General features: G+C 63.0%; 22 protein-coding genes. 11 read left to right on the top strand and 11 right to left on the bottom strand.

Annotated elements, in window-relative coordinates; translation table 11 throughout:
- Positions 1–116 precede the first annotated feature (116 nt).
- From BLQ49_RS10890 to hemB, 6 genes are all read right to left on the bottom strand, one after another.
- A complete protein-coding gene (locus BLQ49_RS10890; protein WP_091715769.1) occupies positions 117–974 on the bottom strand; it encodes a D-amino-acid transaminase in 858 nt (285 codons plus the stop codon).
- A gap of 52 nt (positions 975–1,026) precedes the next feature.
- Positions 1,027–2,334 (bottom strand): adenylosuccinate lyase, encoded by a 1,308-nt coding sequence (purB, locus tag BLQ49_RS10885; RefSeq protein ID WP_091715767.1) that lies wholly within the window; start codon positions 2,332–2,334, stop codon positions 1,027–1,029.
- Between the two features lie 104 nt (positions 2,335–2,438).
- Complete coding sequence (locus tag BLQ49_RS10880; protein ID WP_091715765.1) at positions 2,439–3,185, bottom strand: arginyltransferase; 747 nt, start codon at positions 3,183–3,185, stop codon at positions 2,439–2,441.
- A gap of 124 nt (positions 3,186–3,309) precedes the next feature.
- Positions 3,310–3,798, bottom strand: coding sequence for an RDD family protein (locus BLQ49_RS10875; RefSeq protein ID WP_091715763.1), 489 nt, complete (start codon positions 3,796–3,798; stop codon positions 3,310–3,312).
- Between the two features lie 88 nt (positions 3,799–3,886).
- A complete protein-coding gene (locus BLQ49_RS10870; protein ID WP_091715761.1) occupies positions 3,887–4,255 on the bottom strand; it encodes a hypothetical protein in 369 nt (122 codons plus the stop codon).
- Positions 4,252–5,310: a porphobilinogen synthase gene (hemB, locus tag BLQ49_RS10865; RefSeq protein WP_091715760.1), complete on the bottom strand. Its 1,059-nt coding sequence runs from the start codon at positions 5,308–5,310 to the stop codon at positions 4,252–4,254. Before hemB ends, BLQ49_RS10870 begins: the two co-directional genes overlap by 4 nt.
- Before the next feature lie 207 nt (positions 5,311–5,517).
- Between hemB and BLQ49_RS10860 the strand changes: the two genes are divergently transcribed.
- Both BLQ49_RS10860 and ldtR read left to right on the top strand, forming a co-directional pair.
- Entirely contained in the window at positions 5,518–5,976 is a 459-nt protein-coding gene (locus tag BLQ49_RS10860) for a DUF6163 family protein (RefSeq protein WP_091715758.1), read from the top strand.
- A 161-nt stretch (positions 5,977–6,137) separates the two neighbouring features.
- A complete protein-coding gene (ldtR, locus tag BLQ49_RS10855; protein WP_091715757.1) occupies positions 6,138–6,650 on the top strand; it encodes a transcriptional regulator LdtR in 513 nt (170 codons plus the stop codon).
- Positions 6,651–6,717: 67 nt separating this feature from the next.
- Here ldtR and BLQ49_RS10850 read toward each other — a convergent pair whose 3' ends face one another.
- Entirely contained in the window at positions 6,718–7,323 is a 606-nt protein-coding gene (locus BLQ49_RS10850; protein WP_280140967.1) for an exopolysaccharide biosynthesis protein, read from the bottom strand.
- Between the two features lie 292 nt (positions 7,324–7,615).
- Between BLQ49_RS10850 and bcsS the strand changes: the two genes are divergently transcribed.
- A complete protein-coding gene (bcsS, locus tag BLQ49_RS10845; RefSeq protein ID WP_244507541.1) occupies positions 7,616–8,341 on the top strand; it encodes a cellulose biosynthesis protein BcsS in 726 nt (241 codons plus the stop codon).
- Here bcsS and BLQ49_RS10840 read toward each other — a convergent pair.
- Positions 8,308–9,906 (bottom strand): cryptochrome/photolyase family protein, encoded by a 1,599-nt coding sequence (locus BLQ49_RS10840; protein WP_244507540.1) that lies wholly within the window; start codon positions 9,904–9,906, stop codon positions 8,308–8,310. The two genes, bcsS and BLQ49_RS10840, sit on opposite strands and share 34 nt — an antisense overlap.
- A gap of 4 nt (positions 9,907–9,910) precedes the next feature.
- Positions 9,911–10,645, bottom strand: a complete 735-nt coding sequence (locus BLQ49_RS10835; RefSeq protein WP_091715751.1) for an SDR family NAD(P)-dependent oxidoreductase — start codon at positions 10,643–10,645, stop codon at positions 9,911–9,913.
- A gap of 110 nt (positions 10,646–10,755) precedes the next feature.
- Between BLQ49_RS10835 and BLQ49_RS10830 the strand changes: the two genes are divergently transcribed.
- Positions 10,756–11,619, top strand: coding sequence for a formyltransferase family protein (locus BLQ49_RS10830; protein ID WP_091715749.1), 864 nt, complete (start codon positions 10,756–10,758; stop codon positions 11,617–11,619).
- 70 nt (positions 11,620–11,689) lie between these two features.
- Complete coding sequence (locus tag BLQ49_RS10825) at positions 11,690–12,031, top strand: DUF1236 domain-containing protein (RefSeq protein WP_091715747.1); 342 nt, start codon at positions 11,690–11,692, stop codon at positions 12,029–12,031.
- Positions 12,032–12,049: 18 nt separating this feature from the next.
- Here BLQ49_RS10825 and BLQ49_RS10820 read toward each other — a convergent pair whose 3' ends face one another.
- Positions 12,050–13,051 (bottom strand): hypothetical protein, encoded by a 1,002-nt coding sequence (locus BLQ49_RS10820; RefSeq protein ID WP_244507539.1) that lies wholly within the window; start codon positions 13,049–13,051, stop codon positions 12,050–12,052.
- Positions 13,052–13,509: 458 nt separating this feature from the next.
- Here BLQ49_RS10820 and BLQ49_RS10815 point away from each other — a divergent pair, with 458 nt between their 5' ends.
- From BLQ49_RS10815 to BLQ49_RS10795, 6 genes are all read left to right on the top strand, one after another.
- Positions 13,510–13,797, top strand: a complete 288-nt coding sequence (locus BLQ49_RS10815; RefSeq protein ID WP_091715744.1) for a PilZ domain-containing protein — start codon at positions 13,510–13,512, stop codon at positions 13,795–13,797.
- Between the two features lie 307 nt (positions 13,798–14,104).
- Positions 14,105–15,127, top strand: coding sequence for an alginate O-acetyltransferase AlgX-related protein (locus BLQ49_RS10810; protein ID WP_244507538.1), 1,023 nt, complete (start codon positions 14,105–14,107; stop codon positions 15,125–15,127).
- Between the two features lie 1,448 nt (positions 15,128–16,575).
- The gene (locus tag BLQ49_RS28950; RefSeq protein WP_143012246.1) at positions 16,576–16,980 is read left to right on the top strand and encodes a hypothetical protein; all 405 of its coding nucleotides are present in this window, start codon (positions 16,576–16,578) and stop codon (positions 16,978–16,980) included.
- Positions 16,980–17,771 (top strand): ABC transporter permease, encoded by a 792-nt coding sequence (locus tag BLQ49_RS10800; RefSeq protein ID WP_091716178.1) that lies wholly within the window; start codon positions 16,980–16,982, stop codon positions 17,769–17,771. Before BLQ49_RS28950 ends, BLQ49_RS10800 begins: the two co-directional genes overlap by 1 nt.
- Before the next feature lie 1,277 nt (positions 17,772–19,048).
- Complete coding sequence (locus BLQ49_RS28945) at positions 19,049–21,043, top strand: hypothetical protein (protein WP_143012245.1); 1,995 nt, start codon at positions 19,049–19,051, stop codon at positions 21,041–21,043.
- A gap of 42 nt (positions 21,044–21,085) precedes the next feature.
- Positions 21,086–22,087: an STELLO glycosyltransferase family protein gene (locus BLQ49_RS10795; RefSeq protein ID WP_091715742.1), complete on the top strand. Its 1,002-nt coding sequence runs from the start codon at positions 21,086–21,088 to the stop codon at positions 22,085–22,087.
- Positions 22,088–23,225: 1,138 nt separating this feature from the next.
- Here the strand turns inward: BLQ49_RS10795 and BLQ49_RS28940 are convergent.
- On the bottom strand, positions 23,226–23,510 hold the full coding sequence (locus BLQ49_RS28940; RefSeq protein ID WP_143012244.1) for a hypothetical protein: 285 nt from the start codon (positions 23,508–23,510) through the stop codon (positions 23,226–23,228).
- Positions 23,511–23,897: the final 387 nt, after the last annotated feature.

The raw sequence follows: 23,897 nt of genomic DNA, 5'->3' as shown, positions 1-23,897 counted from the left end.
CTCATGTCCCGGACACGTCGCGTGCAGCGGTACCGGATGAGGGGATCCCGCCCCCGAACAGCCGCGCGCGCCGCCCTGTACCAGGGCCGAGCGCCGCGTCCTTTCGCTGTCGTCCCTCAACCCTGCCGGGCCGCCTCGATGTACAACGCGCGCATGCGCCGGGTGATCGGACCGGGGCGCCCCTCGCCGATCGTCCGGTTGTCGATCTCCACCACCGGCATCACGAAGGCCGACGCGCTGGTGTAGAACGCCTCCTGGGCCTCGTAGGCCTCGGCGACCGGGATCAGGCGCTCCTCGATTCGCAGATCCGCCTCCTGGGCGAGGCGCAGCACCGCGGCACGGGTGATGCCGGGCAGGAGCGCCGTCGAGAGCGGCCGGGTCACCAGCACGCGCTCCCGGCTGACGATGAAGGCCGTGGACGAAGACCCCTCGGTCACAGCGCCGTCCTCGACCATCCAGGCCTCCGCGACCCCGGCCTCGGCCGCCTGCTGCTTGGCGAGCACCTGGGCCAGCAGGGCCACCGACTTGATGTCCCGACGCTTCCAACGCAGATCCTCGACGGTGATGATCCGCGCGCCCGTCTCGGCCAGCGGGTTCGCCAGCACGGACTTAGCCTGCGTGAACATCATCACGGTGGGGGCGACGTCGCCCTTCGGGAAGGCGAAATCCCGCTCGGCCACGCCCCGGGTCACCTGCATGTAGACCAGGCCTTCGGTGACGCCGTTGCGGGCGACCAGCTCGGTCTGGAGGCGTTCCCAACCCGCCGCGTCGTGTGGGTTGCGGATGCCGATCTCGCCGAGCGACCGGTCGAGCCGCGCGAGATGGGCGGCGTTGTCGACGAGCTTGCCGTCGAGGATCGCCGAGACCTCGTAGATCCCGTCGGCGAACAGGAAGCCGCGATCCATGATCGGCACGCGGGCCTGCTCGAAGGGGACGAATTCGCCGTTGAGGTAGACGATGCGGGGAGCGGTCACGGGCAGCCTTCCTGGTGGTGATGGCCGATCAAGCAGGAATCGTGCGGTGCGGTCAGGCCGCGCCGAAAACCCGCGAAAAGATCGTATCCACGTGCTTGAAGTGATAGCCGAGATCGAAGCACTCCTCGATCTGCTCCGGCGAAAGCGCCGCCGTGACCTCCGGGTCCGCCTTCAGCAAGGCGAGGAAGTCGCCCTCCCCGCGCCAGACCGGCATCGCGTTGCGCTGGACGAGTCGGTAGGAATCCTCCCGCGAGACACCCGCCTGCGTGAGCGCCAGGAGAACCCGCTGCGAGTGGACGAGGCCGCCCAGCCGGTCGAGGTTCTTCTGCATATGGGCCGGGTAGATCAGCAGCTTTTCGATGACCCCGGTCATGCGGGCGAGCGCGAAATCGAGGGTGACCGTGGCGTCGGGGCCGATCATCCGCTCCACGGAGGAATGCGAGATATCGCGCTCATGCCAGAGGGCGACATTCTCCAAGGCAGGCGTGACGTAGCCGCGGACCATGCGGGCGAGGCCCGTGATGTTCTCGGTGAGCACCGGGTTGCGCTTGTGCGGCATGGCCGAGGAGCCCTTCTGCCCCTCGGAGAAGAACTCCTCCGCCTCCAGCACCTCGGTGCGCTGAAGGTGACGGATCTCGATGGCCAGACGTTCCAGCGACGAGGCGACGACGCCGAGCGTCGCGAAGAACTGCGCGTGGCGATCCCGCGGGATGACCTGGGTGGAGACCGGCTCGGGCGTCAGGCCCATCTTCTCGGCAACATAGACCTCGACCCGCGGATCGATGTTGGCAAAGGTGCCGACCGCGCCGGAGATCGCGCAGGTTGCGACCTCCTCCCGGGCCGCGACCAGACGGCGCCGGTTGCGCGCGAACTCGGCATGGGCCTGGGCGAGCTTCAGGCCGAAGGTCACCGGCTCGGCATGGATACCGTGCGAGCGGCCGATGGTCGGGGTGAGCTTGTGCTCGAAGGCCCGGGCCTTCAGGGCGTCGAGCAGGGCATCGACATCGGCGATCAGGATGTCGGCGGCGCGCACGAGTTGCACGTTGAGGCAGGTGTCGAGGACGTCCGAGGAAGTCATGCCCTGGTGGACGAACCGCGCCTCGGGCCCGACGATCTCGGCGAGATGGGTGAGGAATGCGATCACGTCGTGCTTGGTCACGGCTTCGATCGCGTCGATGCGGGCCACGTCGAACACGGCGTCCCGACCCTTGGCCCAGACGGTCTCGGCGGCGGCCTTCGGCACGACCCCGATCTGGGCCAGCGCAGTGGTGGCGTGGGCTTCGATCTCGAACCAGATCCGGAAACGCGTCTCGGGCGACCAGATCGCCGTCATAGCGGGGCGGCTGTAGCGGGGGATCATGGGGCCTCGGCACGGTCCGGAATACGTGCGAGGCCGGTAGCACGCGCCACCCCGGCCGCTCAATGCGGATCGGGCATGCCCGTGTGGCAACCGTTAAGGGGACGTCATTCTACCCGGACCCAGCCCTGGCCCATCAGGCGCTCCTGCGGCAGGAAGCGGGACTTGTAGTCCATCTTGCGCGACCCCTCGACCCAGTAGCCAAGATACAGGTACGGCAGGCCGAGGCGCTGGGCCCGTCTGATATGGTCTAGGATCATGAAGGTGCCCGGCGAGCGCCCGGCCTCCTGCGGATCGTAGAACGAGTAGACCATCGACAGGCCGTCGGCGAGGACGTCTGTCAGGCAGAAGGCCAGCGGCGGCCCCGAGCCCCGCCCGGTGATCGCCGTGTCGGGGCCATGCCGGCGGTAGGCCACGAGATGCGTGTCGACGTGGCTGTCCTCGACCATCATGGCGTAGTCGAGCACCGTCATATCGACCATGCCGCCATCGCCGTGGCGGGCATCCAGGTAGCGGCGGAACAAGGCGTACTGCTCAGAGGCCGGCCGATTCGGCTCCGGCGTACCCACCCAGTCGGCGTTGCGGGCGAGAATGCGCCGCTGGCTCGCGCTCGGTGCGAACTCATCGACCACGACGCGCACCGAGATGCACGCCCGGCAGGTCTCGCAGGCGGGCCGGTACGCGATGGTCTGCGAGCGACGGAAGCCGCCCTGCGTCAGGATCTCGTTCAGGTCGCGGGCCCGACGGCCAACGAGGTGGGTGAATACCTTCCGCTCCTCCTGGCCCGGCAGGTAAGGGCACGGCGAGGGCGCGGTGAGATAGAATTGCGGTGTGTCGCGCGGATGGCTGGTCACGCTCTGCCTAGACCCTGCGCCGGATACATCGCCTCAGCGCCGGCATACCAGTGTACAGGCGCGGCGGTCCGGCTCAATGCCCTGGACCGCCGACGGACGAGATTTTCACCGCGACACGGAGGTCTCAGCGGGCGTGGACCACGGCGAGGCCGAGCAGAAGGTCGTGCCCGAGGCGCCGGTCGGACCGCACCAGCCCGAAGGCGATGTCGACACACCAGAGAAGGAAGGTCGAGATCGCCACGTAGAACAGCAGAGCGTGAACGGCCGCCGAGATGATATCGACCCGCGCGCCACTCTCCGGGGCCACGACCCGCAAGCCCATCAGCCTTTGCCCGATCGTACTCTGGCGCGAGCCGCCGACCGTGATCGCGCTGTAGATGATGCCGCTCGCCGGCAGGACGGCGAACAGAGTCCAGCCCAGCCCGAAGGTCACGACGCCCACAACCGTGATCAGCAGCGTCAGGAGCACGGTGAAGCCGAAGATGAACAGGATGTCGAGGAGATAGGCCACCGCGCGGGCGCCAAGGCTGGCGCGCACGAAGGGTACCGGGAGCGATGTGGCGTAGCCCGGCGCATCGAAGCGCGGCGCGTAACCGGGTTGAGGGTTCTGCATGATGTCGCGTCCAGCAAGCGAGGCTGCGTGCGAAAAATGGGTGCGGCCTGCGGAGGCCGCAAGAGGACACAGCTGCCCGCGAGGCGCCTCAATGGTCGGCCGGATCGCCGGCGGCGGCGTCGGGCGTGTCGAGGTAGAAGCGCTTCAGCATGTAGAGCGCGGGACCCGAGAGGTTGCTGCCCTCCGTGGCGAGCGCCAGGAGTGTCGAGCCCGCATCGAAGCGGCAGGTCAGCCAGTGCTGGCGGTTCCCTTCGGCGTAATCGACTCGGACCGTGTCGGTCGCCGGTCCGGGGGCCGCCCGCAGCAGGCGGATCCCGGGCTGCGACGCGACCGCCGGCAGGGCCCGGCGGCAGATGGCGACCCGCTCGCGCTGCAAGGTGTCCTGGCAGGCGGCGAGCCCGCCGAGGAAGCCGGCCGTGACCGCCGCCGCGAGCAGCCAGCGTTGCGCCGGCCTCACGAACGGTTGCGCAGGCGCTCGGCGACCCGGGGGGCGTGATAGGTGAGGATGCCGTCCGCGCCCGCCCGCTTGAAGGCCAGCAGCGCCTCGACCATCGCGCGGTCGCCGTCGAGCCAGCCGTTCCGGGCGGCCGCTTCGATCATCGCGTACTCGCCCGACACCTGGTAGGCGAAGGTCGGGACCTGGAACTCGTCCCGGACGCGGCGGATGATGTCGAGATAGGGCAGGCCCGGCTTCACCATCACCGAGTCGGCCCCCTCGTCGAGATCGAGGCGCACCTCGCGCAGGGCCTCGGCGGAATTGCCCGGATCCATCTGGTAGGTGCGCTTGTCGCCGACCAAAGCCGCCTTGGTGCCGATCGCGTCGCGGAACGGACCGTAGAAGGCGCTCGCGTATTTCGCCGCGTACGCCATGATCTGCACGTCGAGGAAACCCGCCTTGTCGAGTCCGGCACGGATCGCGCCGACACGCCCGTCCATCATGTCTGAGGGGGCGATGATGTCGGTCCCGGCCTCGGCCTGGATCAGGCTCTGCTCGACCAGGACGGCCACGGTCTCGTCGTTGAGAATCGCCCCGTCCCGCAACAGGCCGTCATGGCCGTGGCTGGTGTAGGGATCGAGGGCGACGTCGGTCATGATCCCGACCTCGGGCACCGCCCGCTTCACGGCGCGCACCGCCTGACAGACGAGGTTGTTGGCATTGAGCGCTTCCGAGCCCGTCGGGTCGCGCAGCGTCACCTCGGTGAACGGGAAGAAGGCCACCGCCGGGATGCCGAGCCGCGCGGCGCGCTCGGCATCGCGGACGATCTCGTCCACCGACAGCCGCTCCACCCCGGGCATCGACGCGATGGGCTCGCGCCGTCCGCTGCCGTCGATGACGAACATCGGCCAGATCAGGTCATCGACGGTGAGCGTGTGCTCGCGGACCAGACGACGCGACCAATCGGCCTTCCGGTTGCGGCGCGGGCGCTGGGTGATCTTCAGCCCCTCCACGCGTGCGCCCTCCCGGGCGGCCTCGCGGGCGATGGGACGCGGCTCGGGCGATGAGTCTGACATGGCGCTTCGCTACAATTCGCGCGGCCGCGCCGCGGATCGCACGGCGCCGACGCGCCGGAGGCGCCGGACTAGCATACCGGACCGAGCCGGTGAAACCCGACCGTTGACGCCGAGTCGCCAAACCGCTTCAACCCGGCCCAGCCCTGCGTTCATCCCTCAGGATCCGGCTCCCACCATGCAGCCCCTCCCCTTCGCGAGCGCGTCTTAGTGCCCGGCTACCTTCCAATCCGGCGCAAGACCGCGCGGCCCGGCGAGATCCCGATCGACCGGATCGAGCGTACCCAGGGGCCGGCACCCGGCACCTGGGATACGGTGCTGATCTGGTTCATGCGGCTCACGGCCCTGCTCTGGCTCATCAAGAGCATCGCCGCCTGGGCAACCATTCTCGACGTCATCCCGGGCGCGCGTGCCTTCGAGACCGAGCCGTTCGGCCGGCAGGCGGCGATCGTCTACTTCGCGGTGGTCGATGCCGCGGCGGCAATCGGGCTGTGGCTGACCAGCGCCTGGGGCGGCGTCATCTGGCTGCTGGCCGTCACCTCCGCCATGACGCTTGCGGTCCTCACGCCGCAACTCCTGCCGATGCCGGTGCCGCTGCTCGTATTCGGCGGCTGCGTGGTGACGATGTACTTCCTGCTGTCCTGGCTGGCCGCGCAGGAAGCACGGTGAACGAACCGTTCTGATCTTCGCTTCAGTTTGTCTTTACCGCAAAGCGTAAATCGGCAATTCATCCTGTCGCTTAAATCGCCTTTCATTCCCGAGCGGTAGCTTAGCCATCATCAGCGGTGCCGCATTGTACGGACACCGCAGCATCAGACGGCGAGGCAGAGATGAAGACGCAGAGCGCCCGGGCCACGACGATCGAGACCGCCGACGAGGCCTCCCCCGGGAAGGGCTCGTACCTGGAGGCCCTGCACCTCGTGGAGCGGCTGCACCGCCGGTTGCTCGACGTGATCAAGGATGAGTTCGAGCGCCGCGGCCGCGAGGACGTCAACAGCGTCCAGGCGCTGCTGCTGTACAACATCGGCGACAAGGAACTCACCGCGAGCGAACTCAGGACCAAGGGCTATTATCTCGGCTCCAACGTCTCCTACAACGTCAAGAAGCTGGTCGAGGCCGGCTACCTGCACCACGCCCGCTCGAAGACCGACCGCCGCTCGGTCCGGATCAGCCTGACCGACAAGGGCCGTCAGGTCCACGAGATCATCCAGGGCCTCTACGACAAGCACGCCCGCACGATCGCGCCGATCGGCGGCATCTCCGACGACGATTTCGGCCGGCTCAATCAGGCCCTCGGCCGCCTGGAGCGCTTCTGGACCGACCAGATCCGCTACCGCCTCTGATCGGGACCGCGCACGGATCCCGCGTTGGCCGCGAGGCGGGAATCACCGCTGCCGCCGCTGAAGCGGACTACCAGAGGTTCAGGAGGCCCAGGATCCCGGCGATGACCGCGTAGGCGAAGCCGGCGTTGATGGCGACGCCGAACAGGCCGATGACGAGGCCGACCAAGACCAGGACGCCGTCCCGCTCAACGAGGCCGAGGCCCACGAGGCAGACGGCGAGGCCGAGCGGTATCTGCCCGACGATCGGCGCGGCCACGATCAGGGCCAGCGCCAGGGCGAGCAGGGCGATGCCCATGCCGCGCATCCCGATCGCGGTCTCGAACACGCTCATCCGCGGGCGCGACCAGCGCTCCAGACGCCGCAGCACCGGCACCGCGCGGGTGACCGCACGGCGGACATCGGTCAAGGCGATCGACCGCCCCAGGAGCATCCGCGGAAGCCAGGGCGCCGACATGCCGGCCGCGATCTGAATGGCCACGAGCAGGAGCAACAGGCCGCAGATCAGCGGGATCGGCGGCGGCATCGGCAGGCAGTTCGGCAAGCCGAGCAGCACCACGAGCAATGCGAAAGCGCGATCCCGCAGGACCGCGACGATGTCCCCTACCGTAAGGCGTTCGCCTTCCTGGCTCGCCAACACGGTAAGGACGTCCGACGTTCGTGCACCGGAGGTCAAGGATCCGCCAACCTTCGCTGTCCCGCGGGGGCTCTAACCGAGAACCGGTAACACGCCAAGCACGGCAGCCGTGCGACAGGTCCGCCCCGATTCGCCCGTGAGCCGCCGACGTCGGCCCAGGACGGGTATGCGCCGAACAGACACACCGTCATTCCAAATGTTCTGGCGCCACACCTGAGCGCATTCGCCGTATCGGTCAGCGCAGCGGAAGCTTTTTCGCGGTGATCTGCCGAGATCCTGCATCGACTCGCTCGGAAAATTCAGGGATCGTCTGCCTCCGGGAGGCCGATCCGTGCCAGACTTGCCTGCATTCTGGAGGTTCCGCGAAGCTTCGACTTACGCCGTCGCCGCGTTCTTCTACGGCGCCGCTTCGTTCACGGCACCGCGCGCCGAAGAGCTCGACACGCTTCTCTTCGGCAGCCTCGACGCGGCGGCCGCGACCTTCGTGACCGCCGGCGCGAAGATCGGCCTGACGAGCCTGGACCACGACGGCGCCGTGGCGCTGGCAAGCCTCGGCGGCGGCCGGCAGAGCGAGCACAGCTCTGACGGTACGCATCACCGTTACACGGCGATCGGGGCCGTCGTTCTGGGTTACCAATGGTTTTTCGATTGGGGGGTGATCGCGGCTTTCACCGGCCCGGACATCACAGCCCAGATGCTGGCGGGGCGCCAGTCCGCGGGCTCGGCACCCATCCATCTCGGTTTTCGGTTGCACGGCGAAATCTGGGCCCGTCCGACTGAAACAACGCTCCTTCAGGCGACCGTGATCGCGGGAACGGCCCTGGAGAGCGTGTGGGCCCGCGCGGCCTGGGGCTACCGCTGTTGGGGCGCTTATCTCGGCCCGGAACTGAGCCTGTACACGGACGCCACCGGTTATCGAAAGTGGAACGTCGGCCTGCATGGGACGGATTTCGACCTGGGCCGATACAGCTTCCGGGTCTCCGCCGGCCTTCAGACCGAGACCGGCCGGCGCACGGCCGGTCCCTATGTGGCGCTCTCGGTCTGGTCGCCCTGGTAATCCGCATCGGGCAGGCTCTGCAGGGAGGCTAGGAAGGACGCCGCATCGCGCGCGATCTCCGCGCGCCTCTGATCCGCGAGACCCCGCAACGTCCTGTACGGCATTGCCATGCGCGGATTGTCGGCCAGCCGGTCCTCATTCTCGATCAAGAAATTCCAGTACAGATAGTTGAACGGGCAGGCCGCCGGGCCAGCCTTGACCTTCACATCATACGCGCAGGATCGACAGTAATCCGACATCCGGTCGATATAGGCGCCGGAGGCCGCGTAGGGCTTCGAGCCCATCACGCCGCCATCCGCCCACAAGACCATCCCGTGAACATTGGGCAATTCGACCCATTCGTAGGCGTCGGCGAAGACGATCAGATACCATTCCTCCACCTGCGCCGGATCCAAGCCGGCGATCAGGGCGAAGTTGCCGGTCACCATCAACCGTTGGATATGGTGGGCGTAGGCGTGGGCGCGCGTGTCGGCGACAACCTGCGCGATGCAGTTGAGCTTGGTCTCGCCTGACCAGTAGAACCACGGCAACGCCCGGCCTGCGCCGAGCGCGTTGGTCTCGCGGTAGTCGGGCATCCGCGCCCAGTAGAGGCCGCGCACATATTCCCGCCAGCCGAGGATCTGCCGGATGAAACCTTCGACGCAGTGGAGCGGCGCCGCCCCGTCCCGATAAGCGCGCTCGGCGGCCCAACAGACCTCCTCGGCGGTCAGCAGGCCGGCATTGAGGGCCGGCGAGATCAGTGCGTGATACAGGAACGGCGCGCCCGCTTTCATGGCGTCTTGGTAATCGCCGAAGGTCGGCAAACAGCCGGCAATGAAGTGCCGGAGGGCGGCAAGCGCATCGTCCCGCGTCACCGGCCAGGAGAAGGTGACGAGGTCGCCGAAATGGTCTCCGAACTCGCGCTCCACCAGGGCGATGACCTCCCGGGTCACGGCGTCCGGCTGGAAACCGATCCGGTCCGGCAGACGATGCCCCTTGGGCAGGCGCTTGCGGTTCTCGGCATCGAAGTTCCACTGCCCCCCGACCGGCTCGCCGCCCTCCATCAGAAGGCCGGTGCGGCGGCGCATGCCGCGGTAGAAGGTCTCCATCCGCAGGTGATGCCGGCCCTCCGCCCAGCGCGCGAAATCCTCGCGCGGACACAGGAAGCGGTTGTCGGCCCGGATCTCCACCGGCACGCCGAGGATCTCGCGCCAGTCCTGCATCATCTGCCAGACGCGCCATTCGCCGGGCTCGGTGGCGATCACGCGCTCGGGCTTATGCCGCGCCACCGCGCGCTCCAATTCGCCGGTGAAGCTGCCGGTATTGCCGGCATCGGTCAGGCGCACGTAGTCGACCGCGACACCCTCGGCTTCGAGCTGCGCCGCGAAATGGCGCATGGCGGCGAACAGGAACGCGATCTTCTGCTTGTGGTGGCGGACGTAGGTGGCCTCGTCCCGCACCTCGACCATCAGCACGATGTCGCGTTCGGGGTCGAGGTCGGTCAGGCTCGACACGCGGCGGGTGAGCTGGTCGCCCAGAACGAAGCGCAGCGTTCCGCAGGATCCGGCGCAACGCTGGGTTCTCACCGGCTCAGCCCTTCGTCCGCAGGGCCGAGCGGCCGCCATCGACGCCGATCACCTGCCCGGTGATCCAGGCCGCCTCGTCGGAGATCAGGAAGGCCGCCAGCGCGCCGACATCCTCAGGCCGGCCGAGACGCGGGAGCGCGTGCATCGCCGCGATGCCCTGCGCCAGGGTCTCGTTGCTGGTAATCGAAGTGGCGAGCGGCGTCCGCGTCAGTGACGGCGCCACCGCGTTGACACGGATCTGCGGCGCCAGCTCCGCGGCCAGCGTCAGCGCCAAGCCCTCGACCGCACCCTTCGCCATCGCCACGGAGGCATGCGCCGCGAACCCCTGGGCGACCGCGACCGTGGAGAACAGGACGATCCCGGCACCGCCCTCCCCGGCCCCGCGCTTCAGCGCCCCGGCGGCGGCCTGCACCGCCGAGAAGGCCCCCAGCGCGTTGATCCGGAAGTCGTTCTCCACATCGGCCCGCGTGAGCCGGCCCAGGGGCCGCAGGTTGATCGTCCCGACCGCGTAGACCAGCCCAGCGAGTTCGGGACCCGCCGCCTCGGTCGCGGCCGCGAAGAATTCGGGATCGGTGATGTCGCCCGCGCTGAACGTGGTCTCGCCGAGCCGCCCGGCGGCATCGGCCAGCCGGTCGCCCCCCCGGGCGGCGAGATGCAGGGCGTAGCCGCGGGCGCGCAGGGCCCCGGCCGTCGCCAGCCCGATCCCACCGGTCCCGCCGTAGATGATCACCCGACGCACGCGGATCCCCCTCGCTACACAAGCCGCCGGGTTCAAGGTAAGGCCGGAGGCGACGTCGGGCAGGCGGCAGGCCCGCGCCCTCCACGTGCACAAGGTCGCAGGCGGGACACATGAAGTTTGCGTTCGCCGGCATCGACTTCCTGGGTGGCGTCTTCGAGGGGCTCCTGGAGGCCGGCTGGACGCCGGTGAAGCTGTTCACCCGCCCCTGCGACGGGATCTACGACCACAACGACGTGATCGTCGCCCGCGCCCGGACCCTGCGCATCCCGATCCAGCTGTCGCGAATCCGCGAACGCGACATCGAGGCGATTCAGGCCGACCACGGCAAGGACTGGGCTCTCGTGGTGGCGGGCTATCCGTGGCTGGTGCGCGGCTGGCGCGGGCGCGCCGCGTATGGCTTCAACATCCACCCCTCGCCACTTCCGATCGGACGCGGCCCCTATCCGCTGTTCCGTGCCGTGCTCGACCGCTACGAGACCTGGGGCGTCACCGCGCATGTCCTCGCGGACGGGTTCGACACCGGTGACATCCTCGCTCAGGACATGTTCCCGCTGAGCCCGCAGGAATGCCACGAGACCCTCCTGGCCAAATGCCAGATGTCGGCCCGGCGCCTCGTCACGGGCCCGCTCGGCCGCGACCTGCCGGGCCGCTGGCGCTGGGCCGAGCCGCAGGGCGACGGGTCCTACTGGCCCCGCGCCACCGACGGCGACCGGACGCTCGACTTCAAGCAGGACGTCGCCACGATCCTGCGCCGGGTGCGGGCGTTCGGCACCGTCGAGACCATCGCCCGCCTGGGCGATGCGCGCGTCTACGTGGCGGAGGCCAAGGGCTGGCAGGAACGGCACACCCACGGTGCCGGCGCGGTGGTGCATCGCCATCGCCGCCACATCGTGGTGGCGGCGCTCGATGGGTACGTGCAGATCACCCGTTGGTCGCCGGTGCCGCTGATCGAGGCCAGTCAGATCGGTCGCTGACGCGCCGGGCGGGGGAACTGATCGGGGTCCGCCGCTGTTTCCGGCAGCCTCGCTGGTCACGGAGCCCGCCATGTCGACACGTGCAAGCCTCGCCGCTGCTCTCGGCTTCGCCGCCCTCTTCTCGGGGTCCGCCTTCGCGCAGGCAGTCATCGTGGCGCCGGACGATTTCGGCCCGGACGACGATGTCGTCGTGCGCGACTACATCGTGCGCCGCCCGGTCGGACCGGGCCCGATCGTCGGGTCGATCCCGCTGCGCCCCGGCAGCATCGTGCCCGAGGATGTGCGGCTCGCGCCGTTCACCGATGCCCCGAATCCGCGTCTGCGCCGCTTCGGATACTTCGTGGCCCCGGGCGACAAGATCGTGGTGGTCGATCCCGCCACGCGCGCGGTCGTACGCATTCTCGACCGCTGAGCGCGGACCGCCGGCCGGTTACCAGTCGCTCAGCATCGCGCGCTTCCAATGGTTCGGGGCGATGCATCGATATTCGTAAGCCGTGTCCCAGGCGTGGTCGCCCGGGAGACAAGCATCGTGGCTGCTCACCGGCGGCCGGGGCTGCACCTCGCGGAAGGAGGCCGCCTCGACCTGCCCGGTATCGCCGACCCGAAACACCGGGTCCGTGCCCCCGTAGACGAGGGTGCGTCCGTCGAAGCCCAACTTGCGCGAGAATGCTCCGTCTTTCGTTCCATCGAGGCCGATCATCTGGCCCGACGCGAGCAGGAGCGGCACGCCGGTGAACCGAGCCGCAGCGGCATCGATCCCGATGCCGTAGGCGCCCTCACCCTGGAACGAGACCCCACGATCCGTCACCGATCCGGGCAGATTGCCCATCAGGATACCGTATCCCGTATGTGCGCCCGGCACCCCGCCGGTGGAGATCTGGAGGCCCACCCTCTGACGGTTCCGGTCGGTGGTGGGTGATTGCGCGGACACGTCGATCTCAGCGCCGATGCAGGAGGCGACCGGGTCCGCCTCGCCGGTCGTGTCCACACAATTGAAATTACCGGCCCAGGACGGGCCGACCGGGCCGATCCCGTTCGGCTCCTTGAATACAGTTCCGTTCACCGCAACGTTCTGCGCGCCCGTGCTGGCGAGTGTCCGGTTGTGCAGCTCACCGGTGATCGTCCACTCGTACCCGGCATTGTTGGGCCCGGATGTGCCGAGCGCCCAGAGGGCCTTGTAGGTGTGACCGGGCTCGCCCGACCCCTCCGGGATGTGCCGATCGACCCGCAAGGTCGAGACCGGATCGAAGCCCGGCGGCCGGTTCCACAGGAACGCATGCCCGCCGTCGATCCCGGGGAGACCGCTGCCCTGAACGTTGCGCGAGAAGGTCGGCGGCCAAGCCGGCGCGGCGACCGGCGGCTGGTTGGGCGCCTCAGCCTCCGCGACGAGGGGCACGCCGCCGGCAAGGCCGAGGAGGCTCGGCAGGACCATCAGACCGATTCGAATCCGCATAGGTACCCCCGTTGATGGCCGCCGGGCCATTCCGCCACGAACCGGTCAGATGTTCGATACAATGGGGTTGGCCACGATCGTCGCCGAGCCGCAAGAATGCCCCTCCGCCGTGAAGCGATCCGGCCTCCGCAGCGTTGGTGTCGTACGGGGCTTGCTTCTCAGGGTGCTGTCCATTGCAAGCCAGGGAGCGGATGACGATGAAGGTGTTGCGAGTCCTCAGGACGTGGTTCCTGGTCTCCATCCCGCTCGGCCTGCTCATCGGAAAGTTCATCAAAGCCGGGAAGGGACCGCCCATGCGTGGCGATGAGTGACGCTGACGAAGAGAGATCTGGCGCACCGCACCGCAAATCGCAGTGCCGTCAATTACATATTAGTAAATCCTGCGCATTTTTATTGAACTCGCGCCATGTTGGCCGACATGGGCAGGACGATCGGCCATGTCTCGCAATGCCAAGCTCAGCAGCAGATCCGTAGAAAGACGTGGGACGACGCGGCAGCCTACGGCGCTTCTGGCTTTCGCGCTGCATCCGGATGGTACGCGTTTTCCGTGTCAGGTCAGAAATATCTCGGACCGCGGCGCGATGCTGGAATTTCTCGGCTCGCACGCCCCCGTGGTGGAGAATGCCTTCGACCTCGTGCTGACGGACGCGAAGGTGCGCTACGCCGTCAAAGTCGTCTGGCGGAAGGAGAAAACGGCCGGCGTGCTGTTTTGCCTCGAGGAATAGGGCCGGACGCCTCGGATCTAATTGGGTTCGCGTGGGGCGGAGACGACGCTTCACCGTGGCCGACCACCCCCATTCACGTAGCGAGCGTCGCCATCAGCATGAGGCCGGCTGCAGGCAGCGTCTGCACGCGTAAGGCGAACGCATCGGGACGTGCGCACATGGATGCCCGCGTCCTTGAAGGGTCGCGCGGCGATCCGCGCCCGTTTGCAGGACGCGGCGCCATGGTCCACCGGCTGGCATCGCATGAGCGGGAACCGGTCAGCGGACCGCGCTCGGACTTGCAATCCGGTGCGGATCCGTCGAGGCCATGGCCGAGGGGCGCCGGCAGCGTTGGCCGGCGAAGCACGAAGCGCGCGGATCGTTCATGAAGAAGGGCAACGGCGTGGCCGTGGGGAACGACGGCTGGTTGTATTGGGTGGGGCGGACCAACGAAGTCGAAGCCTTCTACGGCGACACCGCCCTCTCGCGGCGGATCCTCAAGCGTTGGGCGCGTCTGATCGCCAAGCGGGCCCGGCGCCTCGACGCGCTCGGGATCCACCACGTGCACGCGGTCGTGCCCGACAAGCTGGCAGTCTATCCCGACATGCTCGGCCGCGCGTTTCCGGGCCTCGACGAGCCCCCGTGCCAGCGCCTCGCCCAATGCGTGGCCGAGGTCAGCGATGCCCCGATGATCGATCTCCTTCCACCGCTGCGTGCGGCCCGGTCCGATGAGCCGGTCTACCTGCGAACGGACACGCATTGGACCTATCGCGGTTATCTCGCGGCCTATCGGACTCTCTGCGAAGCCCTCCATGCACCGGTAGCCGAGCATGTGTTCACCGGGACTCAACTGCGCGAGCGCTTCACCTTCGATCTCGGCGAGAAGCTTCACCCTCCTGTGGATGAGGAATACGTCGCCTATGACTTCCCGCGTGGTGCGGAGCGAATCGATGTGAACGCGCTCGTCCGGCTGCGTGAAAGCCGTCGGGCGGTCCGGCCGCGCGGCCTGTTCGTCGGTTCGCGGGTCGTGATGCGGAATGCCGCCGCCGCTGACCCGCGTCGCGTTGTGATCTTCGGCGATTCCTACATCTACAGTCCGGGCGCACGCCTTACCGCGATGCTGTCGGAGACGTTCGGTGAGGTGCACGCGATCTGGTCGGCCAATCTCGACTGGTCGTATATCGAAGCGATCCGGCCCGACATTTTCATTTTCGAGATTGCCGAACGCTTCCTTCGCAAGGTCCCAACGGATCGAATCGACATCGATACCTTCGCGAAGAGGCGGGCGAAGCGAGCCCTCCGGCCAACATTGAGCAAATGGATCCGGCAGCAGCTGAACCGGATGGGGTGACGAGCGCGGTCAGAGCTGTCTCGATTGGGGGCCTGCCGCATCTCAACGGCAAGCCCCCCCCCAGCTCACATCCGGGATGTATCAGTAGCCGCGGCCGTAATAACCCGGGCCGCCGCGATCGAAAGCCCCTGCCGCCGCAGCGCCCGCTGCAGCCCCAGCGATCCCCAGACCAACCGCAGCTCCGGTCGAGAGCCCACGGTGGCGGCGATAGCCGTAATCGCGGTGGCGGCCGTAGGCGCGATCATAGCCTCGGCCATAACCATCTCGATAACCACCCCCGTAGCCATAACCTTGTGCCTGAGCGCCACTCGCACCAACTCCACCAAGGCACAGCGTCAAGGCGGTGATAAAGGCCAGCTTTCGCATCAAAAAACCCTCGCGGTTGCGTTGGAATAGCAACCCGAGCCGTGTGGTTGAGTTCCGATCCACCCCGATAAGATTATCGCCATGATGCCCCGGCCGTTCCATCGGGCCGAAGAGCCAATCCGGTGCCGCACAGACATTTTCTTTACATGGGTGATCTTCCAAAAACATCCTACGAAGCGCAGAGACGCCCTGTTGGGCGCGTCGATCGTTCGCGGAGGAACTAGTGAATTATCGTCGCCGGGTAGCTGCATCAAACGACGGTGCACGCTCCGCAATTGCGACGTGGTATCCAACGTCATCAAATGAGATCACGTCTCTGCTAAAAACTTGTGCCGCTTCAGTTCATTGGACCGGATGGAGCAACCAACATGTCGACGCTGTTTGCGAATCCACTTAGTCGGACCTTGCTGATCGTTCTAACGACTGATCACGCGTTGCCGGGCGCGCCGAAGCGAAGAATCCTGCTGCAGGCTCTTCAGGGTCTCCGGGTTGAAGCCGAGCAGAGAGGGGGCATCGCACCAAGTCAAGGACGCGATCCGCTCGGCCCTTTGGCCCTTAAGCCCAGAATTTCGAACCGCATGCGCCTCTGTGCCTGTTGTCCAGACGGTGTAAGTAACCCTTTTCATTGTGTCTTGACACAGGGCAGGAGCGCTGGTTCCGGTTGAGGTAAGCCTCGGTCTGATGCCCGACCTTCGATAAACCATGAAGGCTCGCGCTCCGTATTGCCGCGCAACCCAAAAGGGATACGATTCAGCACCGCTCCTGACCCGCAATGCTGAATCTTACCTTGGAACAACGGTCGGAGACCGATTCGGCATCAAGATCTTTAAGATTACTCATGTCAGGGGTTTGCATGAATATCAAGTTAAACATTTACGACTAGAGGAGCAGGCTGCGAAGGTTGGCAGGCGCTATGAAAAATCATCAGCAAAGGGGCTGCCCCACTTCGAACGGGGGAAGGTATCTATTATTCTCTTCGTCGAGCGGGATGGCGCCGCTGGAGCAGGCGATAGTTCGTCAGAAGCCTTCGCTGACATTCGGCATGTGACGGCCCTCATAAGCGCACACCGTCTTCCTTTTCCATGGACAAGCCGTTCGCCAGCGTCGCCGTCACCGAGTGGCATGCGAGCGGCGAGCCGCTTAAGCATCATGAAGGGGCCGGCGACTTCAAATCGCCAAAAACGCCTGCTACGTCATGGCTTATGAGCGTCGGCTTCTATTACCCCACAGCGAGCGATGCGATCGCAGCACACCGCGCGCGTGCTCCGACTGAGCATCAGCGACCATTCGGTGCGCTGGCCAGCAATAGCACTGCAGATGCCTTTATGACACGGATATTTCAAGCAGACCCTTCAACTTTCAAATCAAGCATGGCCCTTGGGCAACGTATCAGATCCAAAAACTCAATCGTGAATCCGCGAAACGTCAGGAAGTGTCATAACACTTCGTTACAAATGCGCCCCGCCAAATCGGTGACGAATCAATGATGAATATAGAAGCTAACGAAAGTAAGCAACGAAGTGGCTTGGAGTCGTATTTGCACGTCCTTCATGCCCTTATGCTGCGCGATATGCGCACTCGCTTCGGAGCTTCGCTCTGGGGTTATGGCGTGGTGGTTTTATGGCCCTGCATCCATATCTTTATGTTGATTGCTATTTACACGTTCCAGAAAATTCCAGCGCCGCTCGGCGACAATCGCGCATTGTTTTTCGCAACCGGAGCTGTCCCCGTTCTAGTCTTCCAATATATATCTCGTGAGGTTATGAAGGCGGTTATTATGAATCGGCCGTTGACTTATTACCCTCAGGTAAAATTGTTTGATCTGGTTTTCTCGCGCATACTCGTCGAGATCGTAACAGGCTTCCTCGCATTGCTGGTCGTGACATCGGTTCTCATAATTATCGGATCCGACCCAGTTCCGACGCATCCGATTGTTGCCGTCACTGGCTATATAGGATCGATCATTTTAGGTATCGGCATTGGGACAATCAATGTCGCAATTGTCGGGTTTTTCCCGGGCTGGTTGATAGGTTATGCGCTGTTCAGCATCCTCATGTATCTTTCGAGTGGAATAATATTTCTACCAAGTTTTATGCCCGACCAAATTTATTACTGGATGAAATTTAATCCTGCACTTCAATGCGCCGAATGGGTCCGGTCTGCATACTACCCAAATGCCGGCATTCAAGTTGACTACTTATATGTGATCATGTTTGGCTTAACCGCCATAAGTATCGGCCTTTTAGGTATCAAGCACATCGTCAGCAAGATGCAGTGATCTGCTGCGATCAAGCGACGTTGGTTTAATCTTATGGTCCTTCGGTGTGGGGCACAAATGCCACCACACCAACGACCACGCTTGGGGATCTATCCTTCACAACCGCACAATAAAAATCTCTAAGCTAACTTATGGCGCCTTCAAACCGCCGAGTTACAGCGTTTGGGAACGCGTAGATCACTACGAGAGTCAGGCGTTTTCTAAAGTCGAGTTCCAGTCCCCATGCTCGCACCTGAAGCTTCACCGGTGCAGAGCCCGCCGAACATGCTGTCATTCCAAGTTAGGCTAGATTATCACCGGGGCGGTCGCTAAACGCCATGAACCTCCGGGTTCGATGGCTTCGCGACGACCTATTGATATGGGCCGCGCCTATTGCTCCCATCCTGCCAGCGCTCCGGCGCGAGACCCTGTTCAAACGCAGCCTTAACCCTGCCATCTCACCAGCCATTGTTACGGGCAGTGTCTCAGAGCCTACCCGCCGGGCGAGATAAGCGAGGGGCCAATGTATTGCCTACGCTCCTGTAAGCGCCAAGCCGGTCTGATCGCAACGGTAAATCAACGAAGTCAATGAAGCTCTTAGCCACAGCAAGCCCGCTGTTACCGCAGGAAGTGATCGCCTGGTCGATACGATCCAGCAAAAGGGAAACCGATCCAGCTGCTTGGATCAGAATGGCCAGAGCGCAGCCTTGACGATCACCACACGCCTGGCGGCGTGAATCCGACCCATCCCAATATCGGACCGCGGCTGAATTTTTGGACTGAAACTCGAGTTCTCATTTCGCATAATAGAATATATTTGATTTGTGCCAGCCGAACGTTGGAACATCATTGATCCTGACCGATCCTTCATACCTAGCAGATATCCAGAAAAGCTGGATGGATGTCTGAGCCTGTACAAGTCGAACCGCTTGCGGCTCATGCCCCCTTATGATAGCCGGCAGCCGTACCGTAGTCCCAGGCATCTGCACCAAGATTGGCGCAAAAACTTTTCGAAGCCTTTCATACGAACCGCTAAATATCAACGCAGCGTATATTTAGTATTTGTAGCTGCTTTCGGCAAAGGTGATGGGTGAAGCTAAGAAGTAGATGTAGAAGTCTCCATTCACGAGAACAGCTCGCGCGGAAGCGTTTGAATGCGACGTGAATAAGCACAGGATGCGCGGCGACCAATCGTCTGCCACCAGCGGCTGAAAACTACCCAAAGGTGCTCGACGAATAAGCTGGAGCACCTCTCACGACGACAACGAGTAAATGACAGCTGTTTCAGAGGAATAATTATGATTGAAATGCCCTTACAGTATTTTGGTTGCGCAATTGGCGCCTCGATCACCGCGGATTCCACAACGATATCGTTTCCCGGTAATGACCACGGAATCGCGATCTATGGACCATATGTGAAATTGCGTGCAGGTTATTATAAATTTCGCTTATTATTGAATATACCTATGACTGCGATGATGCCTCGATTAAAGGTAGAAATTTACGCTGGTTCGACGGTGTATGCGGAACGTGAGATTACCACTCATTGCGAGCGATTCTATATCATCGCCTACTTCGATCATGAGGTAGCTGTCGAGATAAGAATTTTCAGCAATTGGACTAAATTCGATCTCAACGGCGTGTCCTATGAACCAATCGAAGGGGCAGTGCGAAGCTCAGAGAAATCTCGTTCCTCAATACATAAGTCGCTGATTTCGCTCCTCAAGAGCCAAACAGACCAAATTTCTAGTAATTGGAACACCGTTGAGAGCGCAAAGGATGCGATCTTCGGTGACAGTTCGGTATTTGCGTTCCTCGTCGAGGATCTGCATCGACATACTGTCATGCTGCAACGCCTCGGGATCGACGCGGCAGCCGTACGAGCGTTGTTTAACCAGCCTGAAACGGCTGCGAAAAATGCCACACAGAGTGGATTCCCGATCGACCAAAATTCGGATGATGTTCGCGCGCTTTCCGACGGACACCCACAGGTATCAAATTCCTTTCAAGAAAAGGCCATTCTAAACGGCGGCTTGGAAATAATATCTCCGTTCAGCGGAGAAGTCGTGAAATCTGTCGACTCGATACCTGTCCCGCTGTTCGATACCATCGCTCCAGTGATGTATGAATTCATCGAACACAACCCGTTCGTCGTCGGCGCGAGTTGCGGTTGGGTGGGCAGTCTATCGTTCATCTGGTTTATCGAGCAAGATATCATCATCGTATCGAATCCTGGCGAGGCGATGTGGGCCAACCCGGAACAAGCGATCGCATTCTATATTTCTTTCAGCGTGAATAATGTTGAACTGCTAAGATCATACCGTGGGAAAAACCGTACAGTGGCGCTTTCCGCGGGCTTTATCGGCAACATGGGGCATTATTTCTGGAATGAAGTTGCCGGTATTGAGCGAATGATACGTGCAACCGATCTCCTCAATGTGACGAAGATCTATTGCCGCAAGACCAATTGGATCCAAATCGCAGATATTTTTGACGAGACGATTGAGTCAAGAGCATCGTTGACAGCAGAAGTTCTTCCATCGATTAACGACCTACCGTTTTCTGTTCTGAGAAACAATGAGTTCCTGGTCCGCCCAACCGCTACGTCAATCGACGCGAAATTGGCAGAAAAAATTCAACGCAAAAGCGTCGAGTTATTCAAATCATCGCAACCACAGAGATACGAGAAGGCCTGTACTCTGCTGTCAAATTCCGGATTTGTATTGTTCTCGAACCTTAGAGCGCACAACAAATGCTGGAAAGAGCAGCGTGAGGGCATCATCGCGATCGCCAATGTCGTCGATGACTACTTCAAGCAACCGAGATCGCGGCTAGCAGCCGATGGCGATTGGAAAGACGCTGGAGCCTGCAAAGGACCAGTTGTCATATTTCTTGATGGGTTTCATGACTGTGCGGATGAAGCGCAAGCTATTATGAAGAACGCCCCCGGCAGCGTCATCTTCGTCGATGGGACGAAAGTCACCTTTGCTGAAACTCTTTTCTGGGCCTTCAACTGTAATGCCTTCACCGCTGTCGTTGGGAGCGGGCTGGTGCCCGTTACGTGGCTGGCAGATAAATCAGGTGTTTGTTACAGTGAGAGACAACATCTCAGGCAAATGGCTTGGTGGCGATCGGTCAGAAAATTATCAGGGACGATCTTGCATCCGCAATTCGATGATATCACGGATGACGTGGATCAACTGTATGCTAATTTCAGCATCAGTCCAAAAGTTATCTCGGATCTTATGAGGCTGGTGCTGATCAAACAGGACGCAGATCGGCTAAACAGTTAGATCAACGGCGGCGTTGAAGGCGCGGGTCTTATAGAGGGTTACATGAGCGAAAAATACGCGGTTGTCATCACCACCATAAATTCGCCAACTCGTGCGATTGTCGAGATTGCTCGCGATGCTCCGCAGCTTAACGCGCAGTTCGTGATCGTTGGCGACTCCAAAAGTCCCGCCGGCTTCCACCAAGACGGCGCGCTGTACCTTGACCTTGAGGCACAACGGCATTCGGGATTCCGATACGGCGCTGTTGCCCCGGCTAAACACTACGCTCGGAAGAACGTCGGCTATCTTCGTGCTATTGCAGATGGTGCGACGGTTTTAATCGAGACCGATGATGACAACATTCCGCGGCCAGAGTTCTGGGCTCCGCGAAGTGCGACCGTCAAAGCTCGGATCCACGAAGCCGCTGAGTGGACGAACGTCTACGCATGGTTCTCGGGCCAACCCATCTGGCCACGTGGCTTGCCCCTCGACAAGGTTCGCGTTTCGCCTCCCGCAATCGATACCCTCTCGGAGGTTGAGGTTTACTGCCCGATACAGCAGGGCTTGGCTGATGAAAATCCCGACGTCGATGCGATCTATCGATTGGTGTTGCCCCTTCCTTTAGACTTCGAGCAACGCGAGCCCGTGGCACTCCGTCATTCTTGGTGCCCATTCAATAGTCAGAATACCACATTTTTTAAACCTGCTTTTCCATTACTCTATCTTCCTTATTATTGCTCGTTCCGGATGACGGATATCTGGCGTAGCTTTGTTGCGCAGAGGATTGCCTACGCAAACGACTGGGGCGTGTTGTTCCATTCCGCGACGGTGTTTCAGGAACGCAACGAACATGATTTGATGCGTGACTTTGAAGAAGAAATTCCGGGCTACCTCCACAACACCCGCATCCGCAACACGCTGTGCGGACTCGATATTCCAATCGGCGAAGCGGAGATCCCTGCTGCGATGCGGTTGTGTTATCAAGCACTGATAGATATTGGGGTCGTTGGAGCTGAAGAGATGGGCCTTCTCGAGGCTTGGCTTGAGGATCTTTCGCGTCTTTGATTTCCGCTAGGAGGCTGTTGCGGAAGTCGCAAGTAAGCCGCGGCAATGGTTTTCATCGCCTGGGCGCGTTTGTCGAAGCGATGTTGGCCAGAGCCTGGATCACGGACTGTCGTGGTGGCGCGCGTCGATGTCAGATCAAGTGATGAGCAGCGCCACCGACTTGGACATGCGTCGGCGGTCGTCATCAACTGATCCCAAAAATGGAAACGCGCCCCGGCCTCGGTCTTCCTACGGTAGCAGGCTTGTCTCAGCTCGGCCGGTGTGCTGATCCACCCAAACGCAACCTCAATCTCCACACGACGACACGGGCTGACCGTCTCGCCGTGGCGGCTTCTTGCGCGAAGTTGAGCTTCTAAGCTTATTCAACGAACTGCTGGCTTTTATCAGACAGCGGTCATCATCAAGCGTTGACGGTCTGCAGCTGTGCGGATGGGAGCCAATCAGCGCCTGTGCCAGTGCATTGGATGGTTGGCCATAACGACGGGCGTAGTCTGCGGACGTTGCGAGAATGGTTCGTCCCGTATCGGTGCGCCGGAGGGGCCATCGGCCAGCGCCACGTGGCCATCCGAACGACTGCGGTGGAGCGCCTATCGGCCATCCGGCGCCGCAAAGCGCTCGGACGCTCGGCGCTGGCTGATCAACAACCAAGCCTCGGCTGGACAGGCGTTGCCAAGCGGAGCGGAACCGCCGAGCGGTCGCGCTTGTGGTTGCCGCGGAGGCTTTGCGGTTGAAGGCGATACGCCCTTCAGCCCCCGGCAAACAGGCTTGAGGGCTGCCCTCAGACCGCACCGGACGATACGGACGCCAGCGCCCGAAACACGCGGCTAGACGTGTCGTGGCCGGGAGCGCGGTGCTGAAATCTAAGCGCCGACCGCGGCAGTTCGAGTTTGGCCGACGCAAGGAGCACCTGCCGGTGCACGACTGAGCCCGGCACAGCATCACCCCCAGGGTGATGAAAATCATGTCTCAAGGCTGGTACCGCGCACTGACGGCCCGCGGGCCGCTACCCCCAGTGACAGGATCGAACGCCCCGCTCGTCGCGGCACCACCACCCGATCGAATCAGCCCTGAAATCCGATCGGCCTCAACCCAAAAACCATATGCGATCGCTCGGCCGCACGCCGCCCAAAGTCGATCGTCAGCGAGCCTCGCGGAGAACTCGGCGCGCTTCCTGGTTCAAAACGGTATGGCGGACCGAAGCCGGGCCTTCGTCGGGCGTATCCTGGCCTTCCTCGAAGACGCAGCGCTTGAACCGCTTCTTATCGAAGCCGAACGGGCGCAGGCTCGCAATCAGCGCCCGCAGCACCATCCGAACGGCTTCCTCGCGCTGCTCGGCGACTGCTAAACGGGCTTGGAGCGTCTCCAGGTCGCTCAAGGGCTCCGGAACTACCATCGGCAAGCCAGATCGCACTTCGTCGGTCACGTTCAATCTCCAAGTCCGCAAGGATCCTTTGACCCGCGCATCCGCAATTGTCGAGTTTGCGGCAGGCTTAAAGCTTTGCCGGGCAGATGAGGCCACAGGCGCGTGTCGTGAGGGGATGGTGGATGTCGGCGCGTCGGTCGTAACGTATGGTCGGTCGGTGGATGCAAGCGAGCCATACCAGGGCGCGCTCCACGATCCCGCGATAGCCGCCGAGATGCTGGCTGTCGCGGCGCAGTCGGTATCGCTGCCACGGAGAAGCCGATCCATCAGCGCGTCCGGATGGACCCGCCCACGTTTCAGAGGCCATAACGAACACAGGAGGATCCCATTGTTGGGTCGAGGAAGCCAACAGATGCCAGGGAGACCCAGTATCCGGAATGGAGGCGG

Source organism: Methylobacterium phyllostachyos (genome assembly GCF_900103445.1).
GTDB classification, from domain to species: domain Bacteria; phylum Pseudomonadota; class Alphaproteobacteria; order Rhizobiales; family Beijerinckiaceae; genus Methylobacterium; species Methylobacterium phyllostachyos.
This window is presented reverse-complemented; position numbering and strand designations above follow the sequence as displayed.